16 protein-coding genes and 1 pseudogene are annotated in these 18106 nt (G+C 62.7%); 9 read left to right on the plus strand and 8 right to left on the minus strand.

From position 1 onward, the window contains the following. Positions 1 to 152: pseudogene (locus ABS88_RS25110) on the plus strand (IS3 family transposase); the annotation flags it as partial. Between the two features lie 129 nt (positions 153 to 281). On the opposite strand, the gene ABS88_RS01385 reads toward ABS88_RS25110, so the two are convergent. The 4 genes from ABS88_RS01385 to ABS88_RS01400 all read right to left on the minus strand — a co-directional run bounded on the left by ABS88_RS01385 (position 282) and on the right by ABS88_RS01400 (position 3752). After that, a complete protein-coding gene (locus ABS88_RS01385) occupies positions 282 to 1247 on the minus strand; it encodes a P-loop NTPase family protein (protein ID WP_286748733.1) in 966 nt (321 codons plus the stop codon). A gap of 91 nt (positions 1248 to 1338) precedes the next feature. Next, the gene (locus ABS88_RS01390) at positions 1339 to 2211 is read right to left on the minus strand and encodes an antitoxin (RefSeq protein ID WP_286748734.1); all 873 of its coding nucleotides are present in this window, start codon (positions 2209 to 2211) and stop codon (positions 1339 to 1341) included. Positions 2212 to 2246: 35 nt separating this feature from the next. Further along, a complete protein-coding gene (locus tag ABS88_RS01395) occupies positions 2247 to 3344 on the minus strand; it encodes a MarR family transcriptional regulator (protein WP_286748736.1) in 1098 nt (365 codons plus the stop codon). Positions 3345 to 3479: 135 nt separating this feature from the next. Beyond that, entirely contained in the window at positions 3480 to 3752 is a 273-nt protein-coding gene (locus ABS88_RS01400) for a hypothetical protein (RefSeq protein ID WP_286748738.1), read from the minus strand. Positions 3753 to 3922: 170 nt separating this feature from the next. Between ABS88_RS01400 and ABS88_RS01405 the strand changes: the two genes are divergently transcribed. Then, positions 3923 to 4618 carry an HNH endonuclease gene (locus ABS88_RS01405; protein ID WP_286748740.1) on the plus strand — a complete coding sequence of 232 codons (696 nt, stop codon included), beginning with the start codon at positions 3923 to 3925 and terminating at the stop codon, positions 4616 to 4618. Further along, on the plus strand, positions 4618 to 5490 hold the full coding sequence (locus ABS88_RS01410; RefSeq protein ID WP_286748742.1) for an RES family NAD+ phosphorylase: 873 nt from the start codon (positions 4618 to 4620) through the stop codon (positions 5488 to 5490). The genes ABS88_RS01405 and ABS88_RS01410 overlap by 1 nt, the downstream gene beginning before the upstream one ends. 29 nt (positions 5491 to 5519) lie before the next feature. On the opposite strand, the gene ABS88_RS01415 is transcribed toward ABS88_RS01410, so the two are convergent. Then, positions 5520 to 6449 (minus strand): HEPN domain-containing protein, encoded by a 930-nt coding sequence (locus ABS88_RS01415; RefSeq protein ID WP_286748743.1) that lies wholly within the window; start codon positions 6447 to 6449, stop codon positions 5520 to 5522. 83 nt (positions 6450 to 6532) lie between these two features. Then, positions 6533 to 6856, minus strand: a complete 324-nt coding sequence (locus ABS88_RS01420; protein WP_037553318.1) for a DUF736 domain-containing protein — start codon at positions 6854 to 6856, stop codon at positions 6533 to 6535. A gap of 369 nt (positions 6857 to 7225) precedes the next feature. Here ABS88_RS01420 and ABS88_RS01425 point away from each other — a divergent pair, with 369 nt between their 5' ends. The 6 genes from ABS88_RS01425 to ABS88_RS01450 all read left to right on the plus strand — a co-directional run bounded on the left by ABS88_RS01425 (position 7226) and on the right by ABS88_RS01450 (position 15978). After that, positions 7226 to 8152 (plus strand): lipid kinase, encoded by a 927-nt coding sequence (locus tag ABS88_RS01425; RefSeq protein WP_286748744.1) that lies wholly within the window; start codon positions 7226 to 7228, stop codon positions 8150 to 8152. Between the two features lie 215 nt (positions 8153 to 8367). Beyond that, positions 8368 to 9180: a TerC family protein gene (locus ABS88_RS01430; RefSeq protein ID WP_286748745.1), complete on the plus strand. Its 813-nt coding sequence runs from the start codon at positions 8368 to 8370 to the stop codon at positions 9178 to 9180. Positions 9181 to 9479: 299 nt separating this feature from the next. Continuing rightward, positions 9480 to 10058, plus strand: coding sequence for an RNA polymerase sigma factor (locus ABS88_RS01435; RefSeq protein WP_286748747.1), 579 nt, complete (start codon positions 9480 to 9482; stop codon positions 10056 to 10058). Further along, entirely contained in the window at positions 10055 to 10975 is a 921-nt protein-coding gene (locus tag ABS88_RS01440; RefSeq protein WP_286748748.1) for a FecR family protein, read from the plus strand. The genes ABS88_RS01435 and ABS88_RS01440 overlap by 4 nt, the downstream gene beginning before the upstream one ends. A gap of 87 nt (positions 10976 to 11062) precedes the next feature. Beyond that, a complete protein-coding gene (locus ABS88_RS01445; protein WP_286748749.1) occupies positions 11063 to 13999 on the plus strand; it encodes a TonB-dependent receptor in 2937 nt (978 codons plus the stop codon). Further along, on the plus strand, positions 13993 to 15978 hold the full coding sequence (locus ABS88_RS01450; protein ID WP_286748751.1) for an Atxe2 family lasso peptide isopeptidase: 1986 nt from the start codon (positions 13993 to 13995) through the stop codon (positions 15976 to 15978). Before ABS88_RS01445 ends, ABS88_RS01450 begins: the two co-directional genes overlap by 7 nt. Here the strand turns inward: ABS88_RS01450 and ABS88_RS01455 are convergent. Then, entirely contained in the window at positions 15909 to 17588 is a 1680-nt protein-coding gene (locus ABS88_RS01455) for an asparagine synthase-related protein (RefSeq protein ID WP_286748753.1), read from the minus strand. The two genes, ABS88_RS01450 and ABS88_RS01455, sit on opposite strands and share 70 nt — an antisense overlap. Next, a complete protein-coding gene (locus ABS88_RS01460; RefSeq protein ID WP_286748754.1) occupies positions 17585 to 18076 on the minus strand; it encodes a lasso peptide biosynthesis B2 protein in 492 nt (163 codons plus the stop codon). The genes ABS88_RS01455 and ABS88_RS01460 overlap by 4 nt, the downstream gene beginning before the upstream one ends. Positions 18077 to 18106: the final 30 nt, after the last annotated feature.

An 18106-nucleotide genomic window follows, 5' to 3' on the forward strand; every position in this document is an offset into this window, starting at 1 on the left:
AGCCCAGGCTGCTCAGCGATAATGGTCCGAGCTACATCGCCGAGGAGCTGGCCCAATGGATCGGTGCCAACGGTATGAGCCATGTCCGCGGCGCCCCGACCCGAGCGTACCAGCTGTCCTCAAAGAGGGGCGCCTTCCACGTCTCGTTGAAAATCTGTCCGCCGCGCTGTGTGCCGTGCAATATCCAGCGAGCGACTTCCGAGGGGATGCTCTCGGTGCTTCCGACGTCGGCTGCGAGTTCGAGTATCTTTCCGAACTCCTTGCTCCCGCTCATCAGGGTTTCATCGATCCAGGCATCGATGGCTTGGCGCGTACCGGGGTCGACGTAGACATCGTCCTCGCGTCCGCGTTTGATCAGCACGAGAATGCGCGCTGCAGACTCGAGACCCCATCCGTTCGCACAGCGCGATTGCCGCCCACGTCTTGCCGGTGCCGGACGGGCCGGTGATGACGATGGCGTTCACCGCCCTGAGGCGCTTGACGATTGCTGCCCAGTTGGCGGGCTTAACGAAGGCATCCACTTCGGGGGCACTTGCCAGATAGCCGCCATGAGCCCGTATAGTGGCGACGAGATCCTCGCGGGTCCACACGCCAGGGCTGCTACCGCGCATGCGCAGCTTTGCTTCGCGATGCAGGCTCTCCCGGCACTGCGCATATGCACTACTTGGCACATGGAGCAGGTCGCCAAGCAGCAGGTCGATCTCGAACTCGACCTGCCGCTCGGATAGACCGGCCCAAATCGGGACTCGTCCTTCGGGGGCATTGGGAAGCGTCGAGTTGAGGCCCCCGGGAAAGTCTGTCTCGTTTGGCCAATCGTCAAAGTCGGATGCGATGATTCCGCGCAGCGTCCCACTGACATCGGCGCTGGTGATAAGCAGAAAGCGCTTCATCGGATCGTCGAGTAGCTCTCTTGCTGGCCGTCGCGAGGCGCCGTGATTGAGCAAATTCTTGAAGGCTGTCAGGTTCCACGGCCCGGTGTTGCGGAGCTTGACCTGAATGACGAGTTCGTAGCGTCCATTGGATGCGCCGGGCTGCACGCGCCCTGGCACCGCCGGATCAAGGTCAGCGGCGAGGTCTTCCTCATTGGCAGGTTCAAGAGTGATGCGATCCGCGAATTTTTTCGCGAGCATCAGGTCGATCGCGGCGAGGATCGAGACGTTCAGTTGATATGTGTAGCCATCCAGGGCGGCACCTGCACCAACACCGGAGATATCTCGACTACGGGAACGGCTGGGAGGATGCGCCATCTCTAACTGCCTCGTCTTACATTCGAATAGCGGACGCAGCTCAAGAACTGTGGGCAAGTCCAGAGAGCAGATGTTAGCAGGGCATCTGACATCAGATTTCAAATGCTCCAAGGAAGTCAGCCATCACCTCCGCGGCATGTCGCTGCCGCAATATACGGGCGTTCAGCAGTTCCGGGTCTGCGGACACGTCGGCCTCATCGTCTTCGAAGCTTGCGACTGCGACGGGCCCGTCGCGCAAATAGCTCTCGTCGGGATTGGGATCGCGGAAGCGAACCGCCAAGCGGGTAAGCGCCTCGCGGATCGCCTCGGCGTGCGGACCGGTCAGTGCCGCCCCGAATGCGGATTGCGCCGCACCGACGCCACCTTCCAGATTCTCGATGCAGTAGATCAGGTCGTGCGCGTCCTTCCGCTCGAACCTCTGGTCGAAGGCAAAGGCCTTGAGGCAGGTGAAGGTGACGATATCGGCGTAGCGCACGACCTCGGTGGCGCGGCCTTTGCCGTTCAGCAGGTCTGCCGTGATTTCGACGGTCCCGTGATGGTCGAACACCATGGAAGCGTGGGGGATATTCAAAGCCGAGACATTTCCGTCCGAAGGCAGTTCCTTGACCTTGCCGCCTCCAAGTTCCGGCGAGTCCGCCAGAAACTCGAGGATCATCGTCGTGCCGTCTTCGATCTCGGCGCGCCACCGCCAGGATTGCTTCGCGCCCTTGTCATTCTCGGCGCGCTCGAAGTTCATCGCCTTCAGATTTTCTTCTAGCGTGCTGTAGGCTTCGGTCGTCGTGAGGATGCCGACATCGACGACGATATCGACGTCGCCCGTACCCGCATGTTTCGGGACCTTTGGCGGCCTTGCTGTCACAAGGTAGCGCGGTGCGAGTCCGCCGACGAGGAATACCGAGTCCTTCCATGGCCCGAGCCCGCGCAAGAGCGTGACCAGCACGCGCTCGCACGCGTCGGTGACCATGTCCTCATAGCCGCTGATCGTCTGTGGCTTGGGCATTATTTATCCAGACATTCGCTACGAAGATGCATCGCCATTTCACGGGAACGGCCGGACGCCTGGAGCAGGTCGAGATAGACCTGCAGCGGCGGCGCGTAGCAGACGCCGTCGATCCGTTGGCCCACCGCGACATCGCGCCGGCTCTTCGTTTCGATGATGCCGAGATTCCACCCCTCCGCCACGGGCCGGGCGTCGAGATTCAGCAGCGCCTCGATCAGCTTCTGCCCGGGCTCGATCCGGCAACGGAGCTGCGAAATCGACGAGAGATAGGGCGCATAGATTTGAGCGGCGACTTCGCCGGTGACCGCATAGGCGGCCTTCGCCTCGTCGCACGCCTGATCGAGGCGCAGCGCCAGCTCCAGTGCGTCACTCCCTCTCGGAACATAGTAGCGCCGCACCGTCGGTGCCTTCTGATCGCTCGCATAGCTGGTCCAGGCTTCGAGAAGGGGCCGTGCGGCGCGCAGGCGACGCTGTTTCGACGGGCCCGCGCCCTGCACATCGACCCATTCGCGCCGTTCGAGTTCCGTGAGGGTCTCGGAAGCCGTGGCTGGCGAAACACCGCTCGCATCGGCGAGATCCTTCACGCCCAGCCAGTCCTGCCGCCTCTCATAGATTTCATGGAGTGCGCGCGCTTTTTGCCCCTGAAAAATGGAATCGAATTTCTTCGCCCCTTTTTTCGGAGCCGGTTTATCGAGAAATATAAATGCCTTTTTGCCCGGAATATAAAGCGAGCCTCCAAGGTCGAAATATCCGACGCGCTCTTCCCGAAAAATCTCGCGAGCGCCCGGAGAGATCGCACGGGCGACAAAAAAGGGAATAATTTCCCGATCGTCGCCGGAATTGCTGAGATGGGCCTGATTATTCCTAAGCTGCCAGATTGCTTCGCGGACATCGCGCGGGAAAAGCTGCGCCTTGATTTCGACGAGCAATAGGAGCGGCTGGCGGCCGATAAATGCGCCGATCAGGGCGTCAGCGCGGCCGCGAGGCCCGATTTCGACCTCATATCGCTCGATCTGCGCATGCGACTGAGGCAGCGCCAAAAGCGCCTCGAGAAGCGCATCGATCAATTCGCGCTCGGAATTTTCAAATTCGGCCATATTTTGTGTCCAGCAAAAATCAGCATAAAAGTGAATATTCGGAAAAACGTTGATATTTGCTGCGCAGAAAATTTGCATTAAAAAAATGAGAAAAATCTCGGCAGGGCGCTTTCCGCCGGATTGCCCGATTTAAGTCTAAAGCCCAAAACGCTTAAGCAAATCGCCATACTCATTGAGATTGAAAATGATGCCGCCCGCCAGCGGATCCGAAAAATCCCCGCCATCGGTGCCGCCATTGGACAAAAGGCCCGCCGCGAGCAAACTTTCGGCGATCGGCGTCTTCTCGCGCTGAACGCCATTGCTGAAGTTACGCAGCAATTCGAGATCTCCGGCATAACAGCGCGACACAATCGACGTCAGGCGCATCATCTTATCGTAATCCAGATCGCCGCGAATATGTGCCGCCACGAGATATCGTCAAACGCTGTAAGGCGGGCGATATGGGCGGCGATGAATGCAGCAATGCCAATGTCGCGGTCGAGACAGCGGCGGGCAAGGCCCGTTTCGAACGCTTTCGCGGAAAGAAGTAATCTCCGCTCCAATATGCTATGTATCGGACGGAGCGATCTTGGGGCGAGATGAACTTATACCGGCACAAGGAATGGGCAGCCTATCGTGCAGAGCAAATCAGGCTGCACGGTGGAGTATGTGCCCACTGCCTTCGCTCCGGCAACGAGGTCGTGCTTCAAGTCCATCATCGCGACTATGTCGCGGGACGCCTCCCTTGGGAGTATCCCTACGAGGAATGTGAAGTTCTTTGCAGAGGATGCCATGCAAAGGAGCACGGCGTTATCAAGCCATCGAAGGACTGGGTCCTTATCGGACATGACGATCTCGGCGGTTTAGACGGCGAATGCGAGCAATGTGGTCAGGCGCTGCGCTACGCCCACATGGTGTTCCATCCCAAATGGTGGGCAATGGTCGTTGGCGAAAAATGTTGCGATGACCTTACCGAGGGTACCGTAGGAACCGAGAGCCATGCCGAGTTCCTGAACTTTCTCGATCGAAGAAAGCGCTTCGTCGGTTCGAACAAATGGCAGGCTGAAAGCGACGGGAGCCTGTCCATCCGACGTAGCGGCATTGCGATCCTGATTGTTTCGACGGCTCCTGGGCAGTTTCGGTTTCACCTCGACGAAGTGCGCGGCAAGGTCGATCATCAGACGATGCTGGAGGCAAAGATCAGAGCCTTTGATTTCGTTGAAAGCGGAAAAGCGGCCGCTTATCTCGCCGAGCGGCGGCAAAAGGCCAAATCCGCCCGACATCGGAGCTCGTGATGGAACTCGACAATCCCGACGGCAAGGAGTTTGCGTCTTGGCGCAGTTACGACATCTATGCCGATCGAGTGCGCCATACAAGCCGGTACGTTTGGGACCCCGCAATCCAAGCCTTTCTGGCAACAGTCATCGCAACGATCGAGCAGCGTGATCAGACGCTGCACACTGGCCGCATCCTCTTTCGCGCGCAGCAGGGAGTCGAGGTCTTCGACCGGCATGATGAACAAGGAAACTGGATCGGCGAGTATACTTCAGGTTTCGGTGCAAAGCGGATGAAGCCGCTGGAACGCCGCGCGAAAGAGGGCCGAGCCAACCCGGCAGGCATCCCGGTCCTCTATCTCGGGAGCACGGCGGAGACATCCATTTCAGAAGTTCGACCTTGGGTCGGCGCAGAAGTCTCTGTGGCAAAGTGCAGAATCCTGCGCGATCTCAGGACGCTGGATCTGTCGCTCGGCCACGGACATAGTTCGTTCGGCGGTCTAAACATGGGCCAGATTATGGGAACTACGCCTATATCAGCGCCGGAGAAGAAGAGCGCCGTTTGGACCGATATCGACAACGCGTTCTCACGACCTGTCACCCTGTCTGACGATTCAGCCGACTATGTTCCGACCCAAATTCTCGCGGAGCTTTTCCGCGCGCAAGGTTATGATGCAATCGCGTACAAGAGCCAGTTCGGTGACGATGAGGGCTACAATATTGCGGTGTTCGATCCATCGGCGGTCGATGTGATCAGCTGCGCCCCTTATCGGGTAGAGGCAATCAAGGTAACTGCGGCGCAGTTTGACAACGACTGGTACAAGCACGTCGCTGGAGAGGAGGAGCTAAACCAGCTAGCGAACAGTACCGAAGAAGATCACCGACCGACCTGATGCGCGTCGCGCAACTTTGAAGAACGAGATCAGCCTGCGCGGCGCGCTGTGGTCTCGAGCTCGGCGATACGATCGCGGCAGATTCCATCAACGATCTCCGCGAGCCGCTTTACGCGCGCGCCGAGCCATTCAAGCTCCTCTGCTGATATGCTGTAATGCTTTGAGTAGCGCGCCTTGATGTACGCTTCCTTCAATTTCTCGAAACGAGAGCGGTCGGCCTTCACCTCTCGAGGCCATGCCTCGAACAAGCGCGCGTCAATCCGTTCAGCCTGCGTGCGCAGGAAGGCAAGATTATGAATGTGCGGTGTGTGCAGCGTGCCAACAAGCAATACACAGTGATAGTAGCTCTCGACAGCCTGATGAAGGAGAAACGCCGCTTTCTTGAAGCTCTTTCGATCCAGGTAGAACTTGTAACCCTCGATGAATTCCGTCGCGCCAGAGTACCACTCGTCAAAATATTCCTGCGCCATGTCGAGCGCCGCATGCGGCGTCATCGGCTTGGGTTCCGCAAGCTCCCTGCCATCGGCCTCGTACAGCGCGATCCCGTCACGAGCGACGTCGATGAAGAAATAGCGTCCCTGCGTCAGTCCGGCATTCACCTCGTCGAGACTGTGAACGATGAAGTTCACCGGCGTCCTTAGCCTCTTCGTCACCGACAATTCGCGAATAAGCCGGTCGTCGAGCTTCGACCAATAGTCCGCCCGATCGGTCAGCCGCTTGTCGTTGACGATGATCAGCAGGTCATAGTCCGATTGATAGCCCTTCGCCGTGTGCGGCTCGTCGACCCAGCCACCCCGCGCATAGCTGCCATAGAGGATGATCTTGGAAATCCGGCCCTTGCGCTTCCAATCCTGCGTCGCGAGCGCCAGCGCATCCTCGAATTCCTCAAAGATGATCTCGACGACGCGCTCGATCTCGCGTTGCTTGTGCGGGGGAAGATGTTCGAGGCTGCTCTGCATTAGGGTCACCCTAACAAGGTGGCGGCACCCTTGCACCCGGAAGATTGTTCCGATGCGCAAGGATGCCGCAAGATGGCTGCCGGTCAGTCGGCGGGTGTCCAGATGATCGCGAACACATCGTCGCGATCCTGCCCCGCGGCCCGCCCGAGATTGGCGTAGATGCGCCGCGGCCCGAACTCGGGGGTCGCGAGCGACAGCGAGACATAGGGACGCCCGGATTGCTCGGCGACGCGGATCCAGCCGGCACCGATTTCGACGCCATCGGACCAGACGCGATAGTCTGGCTGCACATCGCTCGCCTTGCCGCGGTTGGGGCGTATCTCGATCGGTGCCTTGATCGACAGCGTGATGAGCTGGCCCACAAAGCCCTTCTCGATGCTGCCGCTGACGATGCCGATGCTCGCCATGTCGATACTCCTGCTGATTTGCCCGGGACCATCCCTGGCGTGCAGCCGGGCAGGTCGGCGGCTGGAGGCGGGTGCGCATCCGAAGGGCCGAAGCGCAGCGGAGGAGCGAGGCTTGGCCTCGCTTGCGCAGGCGCCGCCGCCGACCAGATTGGCGGAGCGCTCTTGGGTGGGACCGGACGAACATCGAGAATGGAACTGCGATCAGGGCGAGCGACGATGCCCAGGATGTGTCGAAGCGGGAAAGAGGGCGGCATCGATGCAGATGCTTCCCGGCCTCATCGCGGCAACGTATAGGCCAGCTCTATCGGACGCGGTGCTTCTGAAGGCCCGCGCTCGAAGGTCGCAACTCTGCTGAACAGGATCGTGTCGATGCCGTGGCCCAAAGATACGCGCGCCCTCGTGCTGCACAATGCGAAGGCGCGCCAGGGCGAGCAGGCGCTGGTTCCCGTTCGCGAGCGCCTAGCTGCCGGCGGCCTGCTGGTGACGGTCGAACCGTTCGAGAGCCTGCCCGAAATAGCCCGCGACGTGACACGCCTGCATCAGACCGCCGATATCATCGTCGTGTGCGGCGGCGACGGCTCGATCTCATCCGCTGCGCCGGCAGTGATCGAGAGCGGCCTGCCGCTTGGGATCATTCCCGCCGGCACCGCGAACGATCTGGCGCGCACCCTGTCGATCCCGCTCGATTTCGCGGCGGCGGCCGACGTCATTGTCGAGGGTCACAGCCGCCGGATCGATGTCGGCACGGTCAATGGCCATGCCTTCTTCAATGTCGCGAGCATCGGGATCAGCAGCGAGCTTGCGCAGAAGCTCGATCCGGCGATCAAGAAGAGGTTGGGCCGCCTCGGCTATGCTGTCGCCGCGTTGCGCGTCATCCTGGCTGCCCAGCGGTTCCGGGCGAGAATCCGCGAGAAGGGCGAGTCGAGGACCGTGAGCACCTACCAGGTCGCGATCGGTAACGGGCGTCTCTATGGCGGAGGCAATGTCGTCGAGGAAAATGCCGCGATCGATGACGGCACGCTCGATCTTTACAGTCTCGAGGTCAAAAACCTCTGGAAGCTCGCCCTCATGCTTCGCGCCTTCCGCTCCGGCACGCATGGCGCGTGGAAGGAAGTGCGCACCGCCAAATGCGTCGAGTTCGATATCGAGACGCGGCGGCCGATGCCGGTGAACACCGACGGTGAGATCGTCACCGCGACGCCGGCGCACTTCCGGATTCTGCCTCGAGCGATATCGGTGCTCGCCCCGTGCGAATGCCCGACCGCCGCACGGCAATTCCCGCTCTATCACCATTGAGCCGAGGACTGGCGACCCGGCGCGAAGCCCTTGTGAGAAGGACGATTTTGCCGTAACTCGCGAAGCGCGGGCCGGGCCCCTCTGACGGTCGTACAGCGACGACCGTGATGTCGGACCGCATCGAGCGACGCTCGGTGCAATTGTCTGCGTTCTCATCGATCTGCACCTTCGCGCGACCGGTTCAGTGGCAGCATCGCTGAGGAAGGGCATTGGACATGGAAGGCTTGGTCACCCTGTTTCAGGATCCCGCGGTCTGGGCAGCACTGCTCACTCTCGTGGTGATGGAGATCGTTCTCGGGATCGACAACCTCATCTTCATCTCGATCATCTCGAACAAATTGCCCGAAGCCCAGCGCCAGAAGGCGAGGCGCATCGGCATCTCGCTCGCGCTGGTCATGCGCCTAGCCCTGCTGTCCGTCATTGCCTGGCTCGTCGGGCTCACCGCCATCGTCGTCGACTTCGGCTTGCAGGGCGCGCCGGATGCCTATGGAAAACCGAGCTTCGAGACCGCCTTTTCCTGGCGCGACATCATCCTGATCGCGGGTGGCCTCTTCCTGATCTGGAAGGCGACCTCGGAAATCCACCACAATGTCGATCCCAACCCCAACGACGACGTCTTCAATGCGGGCAAGAAAGCGCTGACCTTCGGATCGGCAATCGTCCAGATCCTGCTGCTCGATCTCGTTTTCTCGGTGGATTCGATCCTGACCGCTGTCGGCATGACCGAACATCTGCCGATCATGGTGATCGCGGTAGTATCGGCGGTCCTCGTCATGCTGCTCGCGGCCGACCCGTTGGCCAACTTCATCCGCGACAATCCAACGGTCGTGATGCTGGCACTCGGCTTCCTGCTGATGATCGGCGTCGTTCTGATCGCCGACGGCTTCGGCGCCAAGGTGCCGAAGGGCTATATCTATACTGCCATGGCATTCTCGGCCGGGGTGGAAGGACTCAATATCTGGGCGCGGCGCCGACGTGAGCGGGTCGCGCTTGCAAGAGCCTCGGGCGAAACCGCCGAGACGAAATAGTCGCAGTCCTCCAGCACCGAGGCTGTTCTATCGTCGTTTCCGGATAATGGACTCGATCTGGATCTATCTCGGTGCAGTCGGCTTGCATGCCGCTGCGGCAAGGCTATGCTTTGAAGTGCATCGGGCAAGGCGCACGGTGCCAGGCGTGAGAACCTGCTTAGAATTATTGATCTTTTCCATCCTGCCGGGTGGCCGCTGCGCATGTCCAAGCCTCCGGGCTAAAGGCGGCGGCGCTTGTTCGCTAAGCAAGTTCTCAACGCCCGGCTTGCCGCCTTCGTTCGCGACGGGAGGCGGCAGGAATGGACTTCGAGGACAAGGACAGCGATCGGCCGGGCATTGCCGGAAGCGATCCCTTGCCGCCCGACGACTGGGAACGGAACGGCCGCGCGGCCCGGATCGAAGCCATTTATGCCGAGCACCGTCCCCAGATTACCCGCTTTTTCAGGAGCCGAGCGCCGACGCAGGATGTCGGCGACCTGGTGCAAGAAGTGTTCAGCCGGTTCGCAAGCGCGCGCGGCGGTCTCGCGTCACTGGTCGAAGGGCCCGGCGCCTATCTGGTGAAAAGCGCGCGCATGTTGCTCGCGGAATATGCCCGCGCCGACGGACGGCGTCATCGCTCGCAGCACGACAGTTTCGGGGACGAACATGAGGGCGCCAGCGACCCCCATGACGCGCTCGAAGCGCGCGACGTCCTCCGGCGGGCAGAAAGAGCCATTTCGAGGCTATCTCCGCTCACGCGCGAGATTTTCCTGATGCATCGCTTCGAAGGACTCCGCTATCCCGAGATCGCTCGAATCAAGGGAATCAGTGTGAAGACGGTCGAAAGCCACATGACCAAAGCCCTTGCCGCCATCAAGCGCGCGCGGGGCAAGCAGTGAGCCGCGCCGAAAGCGACGCCACCGCCTGGCTCGACAAGATGATGGGCCCCGACGCTGACCAATATCGGGCGGCGTTCGAGGACTGGCTCGCGAAGCCGGGCAACGCCAAGGCCTATCAGGAAGCCCGCGACAACTGGACCTGGGCCGGCGACATGTCGCCAGCCAGGATCGAGGCCGATGCGCGCGAGGACGCGCGATCCGGCGAGCCCGGCGGGCGGCGATGGGCCTTTGCGACAATATTGGCCGCGGTCATTGCGCTCGGTTTCGCCTGGTATCTGGTCGGCGGCGGCCGGGATCAGCCAATCGTCGCGACCAACTCCACACCGGGAGAAGACAGGCTTGCCGACGGAACGCGGGTCACGCTCATGGACGGCGCCCGCATCGAGACGCGCTTCACCGAAGGCGAACGCCGGGTCATCCTGCACGGTGGCCGTGCGCGGTTCGAAGTAGCCCATGACGCATCGCGTCCCTTCCTCGTCGAGGCTGGCGATTCCGTGACGCGGGCGCTCGGCACAATATTCGAGGTCGATCTGCGCGCCGATGTTCCACGCATCGCGCTCGTCGAAGGATCGGTTGAAGTGCGGCGCCTTGAAGGCGGGAAGGCCCTTCGCCTGCGTCCGGGCGAAAGCGCCGAAGTCCGCTCGACCGGTCCCCAGCCGGTTGCAAGCGAGGCGGCTGGCGCTCCCGCTAAATCGCTTTGGGCCGACAATCTCCCGCTCGGCGCTATCCTTGACCGGGCGGGCCGGGAGCATGGCGTCACGATCAGGCTTGCCGATCCGGCGCTCGCATCGCTGCAGGTGACGGGACGCTTGGACATGACCGATGCCCGAACGCTCGCCCTGAAGCTCGGGGCTGCGCTCGATCTCAGTGTCGAACTGGCAGCAGACGGCCCCATCCTCGCTTCCAAAACGCAATAGGAAGCGCACGAAAAACCCATAGGGTGTTCGGACACCCCGTCATTTTTTCCCTTCAGACGGCCAAAATCGGCCGCACGGGAGGGATAGATGACGATGAAATTTTTCGCCGCCGTTTTGGCATCGGGCGTTTCGGCGACGGCACTTTATGCGCCGAGCGCTTGTGCGCAAGCCAGCCAGCAGAGCTATGATATCGAGGCTCAGCGCCTCAGCGACGCGCTCCGAAAATATTCGGACATTTCCGGCCGCGAGGTCGTCGCGGCGTCCAGCCTGCTCGAAGGGCGCCGAAGCACCCGTGTCCGCGGACGTCTCTCAGCCGACGCTGCCCTTTCGCGTCTCCTGACCGGCACGGGCCTGACCATCGAACTCGTCGAGGGTGCCTGGGTGCTTCGCTCGGGAAACGTCGCTGCCGAGCCGACTGGATCGACTGACGAGGCCCGCGAAGCGATCGTCGTCACCGGTTCGCGCATTCGCGGCGCCGGACCGGTGGGCTCTCCCGTTGTCAGCATCGATCGCGATGCGATCGAAAAGAGCGGCCTTTCCACCGTTCAGCAAATTCTGCAGTCGCTTCCCCAGAATTTCGGAGGGGGTTCGAACGAAACCACCACCGGCGCGACGACCCGCAACGGCACCGGCAACGACGCAACGCTCGGCTCCAGCATCAATTTGCGCGGTCTCGGCACATCGTCGACGCTGGTGCTGATCGATGGGAGCCGGCCCGCCCTCGGCGGCGTCGGCGGCCTGTTCACCGACATCTCGCTCATACCGATGAGCGCCGTCGAGCGACTGGAGGTGCTGACCGACGGCGCATCGGCCATCTACGGCGCCGATGCCGTTGCGGGGGTCGTCAATGTCCGGCTCCGCAATCGTTTCGAAGGCGCCGAGACCATGCTGCGCGCCGGGACGGCTGACGGAGACATGACAGAGGTCCAGTTTAGTCAGCTTCTGGGCAAGGCTTGGAGCGGCGGGCGGATTGTCCTCGCCTATCAATTCTCGGAGCGCGGATCGCTGGCGGCAGCGACGCGCGATTTCGCCCGCGAAGATCTGCGGCCCTTCGGCGGGCCGGACTATCGTTCGCTCTATGGCGTCCCCGGCACGATCCGCGCCGCCAACAACCAGATATTCGGCATTCCCGCCGGCCAGGACGGGCGCAATCTGACGGCAGCCCAGCTTTTGCCCGGAGTGCAGAACCGGCGCGACCAGCGGGCACCCAGCGACATTTTGCCCCGCCAGCGCGTGCACAGCCTTTATGCCTCGGGGGAACTCGACCTCACGGACACGCTGACCTTCCGGGCGAGCGCACTGGCCGCCGAGCGCCGCTATCGAAAGGTCAACAACAGCAACTTCCTCCGCACCGTCCGCGTTCCGATTACCAACCCGTTCTACGTCGACCCGATCGGCACCAACCAGCCCGTCACCGTTCTCTACAGCTTCGTCAACGACCTCGGCCCACAGATCAATTCGGGGCAGGTTCGCGCCATTTCGCTGTCGAGCAGTCTCGAGCAGGAAATCGGTCCGTGGCGCGTCTCACTCGGCGGGGCCTATGGCGCGCAGAAGGGCAAGGCCTATACCGACAATGTCTTCAACAGCGCGCGGCTAGCAGCAGCCCTCGCCGACACCAACCGGGCCACCGCCTTCAACGTGTTCGGCGACGGAAGCGCCAACAATCCGGCCACGATCGCGGCCATCCGTGGTCATTATAATACGATCGACGACTTCCGGACATGGTCCGCGGCCCTGCGCGCCGACGGCCCGCTGTTCGCGCTCCCTGCCGGGGACGTCCGGCTGGCCGCAGGCGCCGAGTATCGCCGCGAGGCCTATGACTATTTCGTCGACAACGACCTCAGCACGCTGACGTCCAATGCGGCGCCCTACCCCGGCCTCCCCGGCCCGCGGAAGGTGAAGTCCGTTTACGCAGAGCTGCTCGTCCCGATCTTTGGCGCCGACAATGCGATCCCCGGCTTCCGCAAGCTCGATCTGACGCTCGCCGGACGGATCGAGGATTACAACCAGTTCGGCCGCACCGAGAATCCGAAGGCGGGTATCCGCTGGGAGCCGATCGACGGCATCGCCTTGCGCGCTTCGTACGGGACCTCGTTCCGCGCGCCGCTGTTCGATGAGCAGCTCGGCGAGAATCTGTCGCTGTTCACGACGACGACGGTCGCCAACCCGGCATCATCGACGGGAACGTCGAACGTCCTCGCGCTGTTCGGCTATGCACCGAACATCCGGCCCGAGAAGGCAACCACCTGGACTGCCGGGTTCGACATTGCGCCGACGTCGATCCCGGGGCTCAAGGCGTCACTCACCTATTATGACGTCGACTATCGCGATCGTATCGGCACGGTGACCGAGGATTATCTTCGCTTCCTGACCCGGCGTGATCTGTTCGGCGGCGTCGTCACCGACAATCCGCCGCTAGATCTCGTCCAGTTCTATTTCAACAAGCCGACGTTCAATAATCTGATCAACATCACACCGAACCAAGTGGTCGCGATCCTCGACGGGCGGACGCGTAACCTCGCGCGCGAACGCCAGCGCGGGATTGACTTCGATCTCGGCTTTACCCCCGAATTCGTGGGCGGCGTTCTCGACCTCGGGATCGGCGGGACACACATCTTCTCGATCAAGCGGCAACTTACGCCGGGCGCGACCAGCAGCGACTTCGTCGGCCTCTTCGCGAGCCCCGTCGAATGGCGGCTGCGCGGTCGGATGGGATGGTCGAAGGGCGGCTTCTCCGCCAATGCCTTCGCCAACTTTATCGACGGCTATATCAATCAGGTCGTGACGCCGATCGAGCATGTGTCCTCCTGGACGACGATCGATCTCAGCGTATCGCAGAGGATCGGCGGTGCCGGGGGCGAAGACGGCCGCGGCCTCCAGCTGGGCCTCAGCATCCAGAACCTGTTCGACCGCGACCCGCCCTATGTGAACAACCGCAGCAACACCTCGGCGCTCGGCTATGATCCGGAGAAAGCCAATCCGCTTGGCCGGATGATTTCGGTCCAGGCGCTGATTCGATGGTAAGCCGCGTCGCACTCGCACTTTCGTTGCTGGCCGTTCCTTTAGGGGCGGCCAGTCAGACGACGTCGCGCGGGATTGCCGAGACCGCCGATCTGTCGGGGCTCACTGCATCGCCCGATGGACAATGGCTGGCGTATCGCGTCGAGCGGCCGTCGACGACGACCAACCGGATCGATGTAGACTGGTATGTGGTTGCGGCCCACGGTCACGCAGCGCCGCGTGCGCTCGGTCGCACCGGCGAGGCATGGTGGGATGATGCCGGCGTGGTCGTCGGCGGTGAAGCCAAATGGTCCTCCGATAGCAAGCGGCTGGTGGTGCGCGCGCTCGTCGACGGGCGGATATCACTTTGGTCGACTTCGCCCGAAGGTTCGGGATTCCGCGAGACAGCAGGCGGTGCGGGCGACGTCGAGGCCTTCGCCTTCGCGCCCGACGCACGGCTCATCGTCAAGGAAGGGCCTTCGCGCGACCTGATCGCAAAGGCCGAGGATGGGGAACGTCTGGACGGCATCTATGTCGACGGGACCGTCGACCTCGGACAGCCGCTCTATCGCGGCGCTCTCATCAACGGCCGCCAAGCCACGCAGCGCTTCTCGAATGACTGGTTCGATCGCGCGCCGCTGTTGGCGGGCGCGCCGCGCGCATTTTCCTCCGCAGGATCCGACGGCGACACGCGCCCGGCGACCGAAGCCGAAATAGCTCTGCTTGTTCCGGAGAAGCACCCCGCCCTGCTCGGCAAAGGCGACCTGCCCGAAGGATTGGCGCGGGCCGCGGCGCAACAGGACATCTGTCTGGAGCGTATCGGCTGCGCGGTGGAGAGCCTGCGTCTGTCCTGGTCGACGAGCGACCGCAACGGGTCTCATTATCTCGCAGTCCACGATGCGTCGTTTCGGCAGACAATCTATCGCCTCGCACCGGGCCAGAATCGCCTCGTCCGCATGGCTTCGTCGGACGGCCAGCTTTCGGGCGGGCGTTATTATTTTCAGCCGTGCGCCGCCGCCGGCCCGGCCCTGTTCTGCGTGGAGGCGGCACCCGCCGTGCCTCCCCGCCTCGTCCGTATCGACAGCGCCGGCAAACGCCGCGTGGTCGACAGTCCCAATCCCAATCCTGACAGCGACGGGCTCCTTGCCGAAACGCTCGCTTGGCAGGTGAGCGGCAGCCGTGCGTCGGGCATTTTGATCCGCCCGAAGATCCCCGGGCGGCTGCCGCTCTTCGTCACCTACTATCGTTGTAACGGCTATCTGCGGGGCGGCGTCGGCGATGAATGGCCGCTGCGGGCGTTGGCCGCGAACGGGATCGCGGCGCTGTGTATCAACGGCCTGCCAAGCGCCGAGGGCGGTACACGACGATACCAAGCCGGCCTCGACGTCGTGAAGAGCGCCGTCGATATGCTGGCGGCACGCGGCCTCATCGATCCCGACGAGGTCGGGATGGGCGGCTTGAGCTTCGGAAGCGAGGTGACCATGTGGGCCGCAACGCACAGCAAGCTTCTGAAGGCGGTATCGATCGCATCGGTCCAGATGGAACCGGGATATTATTGGTTCAACGCGCGCCCGGGCCGCGAGACATTCTCGGACAATGTTCGCAAGGTCTGGGGGCTGGGCTCGCCCGATGAAAGCCCGTCGGAATGGAGCAAGGTATCGGCTGCGCTGAACGCGGACAAGATCGACGCGCCTGTGCTCATGCAGCTCCCCGAGCAGGAGGCGCGTCTTTCGGTCGAGCTGTTGAGCAAACTCGCGACGAGGCGCATGGGCGAAATGCACATCTTTCCGATGGCGCCGCACATCAAGGTCGAGCCGCGGCAGAAGCTTGCGGCCTATCAGCGAAATCTCGACTGGTTTCGTTTCTGGCTGAAAGGAGAGATTGATCCCGACCCCGCCAAGCGAGAACAATATCGCCGATGGCGGCAATTGGGTCAGCCCGTTCCGGCCTCGACCGCCCTCACCCAACGCTCGACGTCGGCGATCTCGATCAACCGGAAATAGTCGAAATTGCCGTCGGCGAGATCCCGCCCGAGATATGCCTCGATCGCCGATCGGTCGAGGAGCCCGTGTTGGGCGAGCCGCCCTTCAAGAAGCAGCTCTCCAATTTCCCGTCGCTGTCTCGAATAGGCTGCGGCGACGAGAGACTCGAGGCGCCCTTTTCCTCGCCGCCAGACGATCTCGGGAGGCAGATTGTCGGCGAAGGCCGTTCGTGCGACCATCCGGTCGCGCCCTCGCTCGAACCAGGTCCAGCTTGGAACCGAGAGACAAAATTCGACGACGGGTTGCGAGAGTAAAGGCGCGACGACGTCGCGTCCTCGCCAGCGCATCGGCCGATCGAGAAAGTCGATGATGCGCCGGATCGATTCCACATGATTGCGCTTCGCCTGCGACGCGTCGACCATCCCCTCGTCCCACGGATGGGCCGGCGGCCGCACGGGCACATTCGCTTCGTTCAGAAAGCTGGTGTCACGGCGCCAGCCAGACCGCGGCCCCTGTCGCCAGGCGCGCCACGCGAGGCGCGCCGCATTCCAGATCGTGGTATCCGCAGCCCGGGCGCGATCGCGAAGTGCCCGGATGGCGGCGGGACCGGGACCGAGCGTGCCAAAGGCATCGACGATCGGCGCCACCGTTCCGTCGAAGGCGAAGATATTGTCGCCGCCCACGCCGCTGAAGATTGCCTCGTCACGCTCGGGGAGTGCTTCCGCAAAGGCCCGGTCGATGCCGCCCAGGACGCTATAGGCCGCAGGCCTGAAGCCGGGATCAGTCAGTGGAGACACGAGGTCGACGGCGCTCGCGTCGTGCAGCTTTTCGACCAGCTCGATGCGGCATCGATCTGCTACAGCGCGCGCGAAGCGACGTTCATCGCCGTCGGCCCCCGGCGTCGCCAGCGTGATGGCTCTGAAGTCTGCCTTTGCGGCCGCGAGAGCAGCAGCGACGATGGAGGAATCGAGACCGCCAGACAATTCGAGAACGGTCTTTGGCCGCGACCTCGTCCAATCACCTACACAGGCGATGATGCGCCGCCGCAGTTCGGGAGCCAGCTGGCGCGCGGAGCCGCGGCGCTGTCGAGCCACATGGTCCCACGGCGACCAGGTGGATTCGACGAACGCCTCCCGCCCGTTCCAAATGAGCCGCGACCCCGGCAACAGCTCGGATACGCCGGCGATGCCGGTTCGGGCGGAGCGCAGATTGACATAGGCCAGCGTTTCGGCTGCGAAAACCCAGTCGACGAGCCGGGGCGGCGCGAGCTCGTTCAGGAGTTGGGGACGGGACGCGCACAGGATCGAGCCGCCGACGCGAACCCAGTAGAGCGGATTTCCGGTCAGGGGAGCTCTCTCGACCTCCACCTCGGTCGGACGGACAGTGAACGACAGGAAATTGCCCCAGCCCGGCGCCGGGTCGCCTCCCTTGTCATCGGCTCCGCCGCCGACGAACAGATCGCCAATGACCAACCTTCCGTCGGCCAAGGTCCGCCAGGAGACATCACCACCCGCAAAGACCTGCAGCTGCGGTACGGCGCCGATCGCCAGAAGACCTTGGCGCTCGGCCAGCCCGGCGAGGTCGCAATCGCGCTGCGCTGCGCCGAGAATGGCGAGAATTCCTCGTGTCATCGGACCGCGAGGATCGGCGTATAGTTGCCGGCGTCCGCCGCTGTGCCGGTCAGAACGCACTCTTCCGACTGGAGCCAGCAATGCGCCGCAAACGGTCCGAGCCGCACACCGAACACGAGGGTGGCGCGAAGCCCTTGCGCCAGCAGGATCCGGTCGAGCGCGAGCGCATCGATCAGGCAGCGCGGAGCAACGGGAATGATCCAGCGACAGGAGGCATAGCGCGCGGCAAGATTCGCAGCGGTCGCGGGGTCTTTGCGGGCGCCCGCTTTCGCGCGGCCCAAGTTGGCGACGGTCGCGGCAATGCGTTCCGGACGCATGGCGGCCTTCGCCCAGCGAAGCGACCGGGCGGCGGCAAGCGCCATGGACGGACTGAACCCTTCATCCGAAACTGCAGCCAGATCGCGCGCCGGCACCTCGACCCGCGTCATTTCGATCGACCGGGGCCCCTCGCACCTTGCGAGGAACCCTGTATCGACGAGCCGCGTCATCGCCTCGCTGTCGTTCGCCTCGCCGCTGCG

The organism is Sphingopyxis sp. SCN 67-31, assembly GCF_001725095.1.

What these genes read in the sequence shown, in the direction of transcription:
- ABS88_RS01385 (WP_286748733.1), bottom strand. Translation starts at nt 1,247, where the DNA reads ATGGCGCATCCTCCCAGCCGTTCCCGTAGTCGAGATATCTCCGGTGTT.
- ABS88_RS01390 (WP_286748734.1), bottom strand. Translation starts at nt 2,211, where the DNA reads ATGGTCACCGACGCGTGCGAGCGCGTGCTGGTCACGCTCTTGCGCGGG.
- ABS88_RS01395 (WP_286748736.1), bottom strand. Translation starts at nt 3,344, where the DNA reads ATGGCCGAATTTGAAAATTCCGAGCGCGAATTGATCGATGCGCTTCTC.
- ABS88_RS01405 (WP_286748740.1), top strand. Translation starts at nt 3,923, where the DNA reads ATGAACTTATACCGGCACAAGGAATGGGCAGCCTATCGTGCAGAGCAA.
- ABS88_RS01410 (WP_286748742.1), top strand. Translation starts at nt 4,618, where the DNA reads ATGGAACTCGACAATCCCGACGGCAAGGAGTTTGCGTCTTGGCGCAGT.
- ABS88_RS01415 (WP_286748743.1), bottom strand. Translation starts at nt 6,449, where the DNA reads ATGCAGAGCAGCCTCGAACATCTTCCCCCGCACAAGCAACGCGAGATC.
- ABS88_RS01420 (WP_037553318.1), bottom strand. Translation starts at nt 6,856, where the DNA reads ATGGCGAGCATCGGCATCGTCAGCGGCAGCATCGAGAAGGGCTTTGTG.
- ABS88_RS01425 (WP_286748744.1), top strand. Translation starts at nt 7,226, where the DNA reads ATGCCGTGGCCCAAAGATACGCGCGCCCTCGTGCTGCACAATGCGAAG.
- ABS88_RS01430 (WP_286748745.1), top strand. Translation starts at nt 8,368, where the DNA reads ATGGAAGGCTTGGTCACCCTGTTTCAGGATCCCGCGGTCTGGGCAGCA.
- ABS88_RS01435 (WP_286748747.1), top strand. Translation starts at nt 9,480, where the DNA reads ATGGACTTCGAGGACAAGGACAGCGATCGGCCGGGCATTGCCGGAAGC.
- ABS88_RS01445 (WP_286748749.1), top strand. Translation starts at nt 11,063, where the DNA reads ATGACGATGAAATTTTTCGCCGCCGTTTTGGCATCGGGCGTTTCGGCG.
- ABS88_RS01450 (WP_286748751.1), top strand. Translation starts at nt 13,993, where the DNA reads ATGGTAAGCCGCGTCGCACTCGCACTTTCGTTGCTGGCCGTTCCTTTA.
- ABS88_RS01455 (WP_286748753.1), bottom strand. Translation starts at nt 17,588, where the DNA reads ATGACACGAGGAATTCTCGCCATTCTCGGCGCAGCGCAGCGCGATTGC.
- ABS88_RS01460 (WP_286748754.1), bottom strand. Translation starts at nt 18,076, where the DNA reads ATGACGCGGCTCGTCGATACAGGGTTCCTCGCAAGGTGCGAGGGGCCC.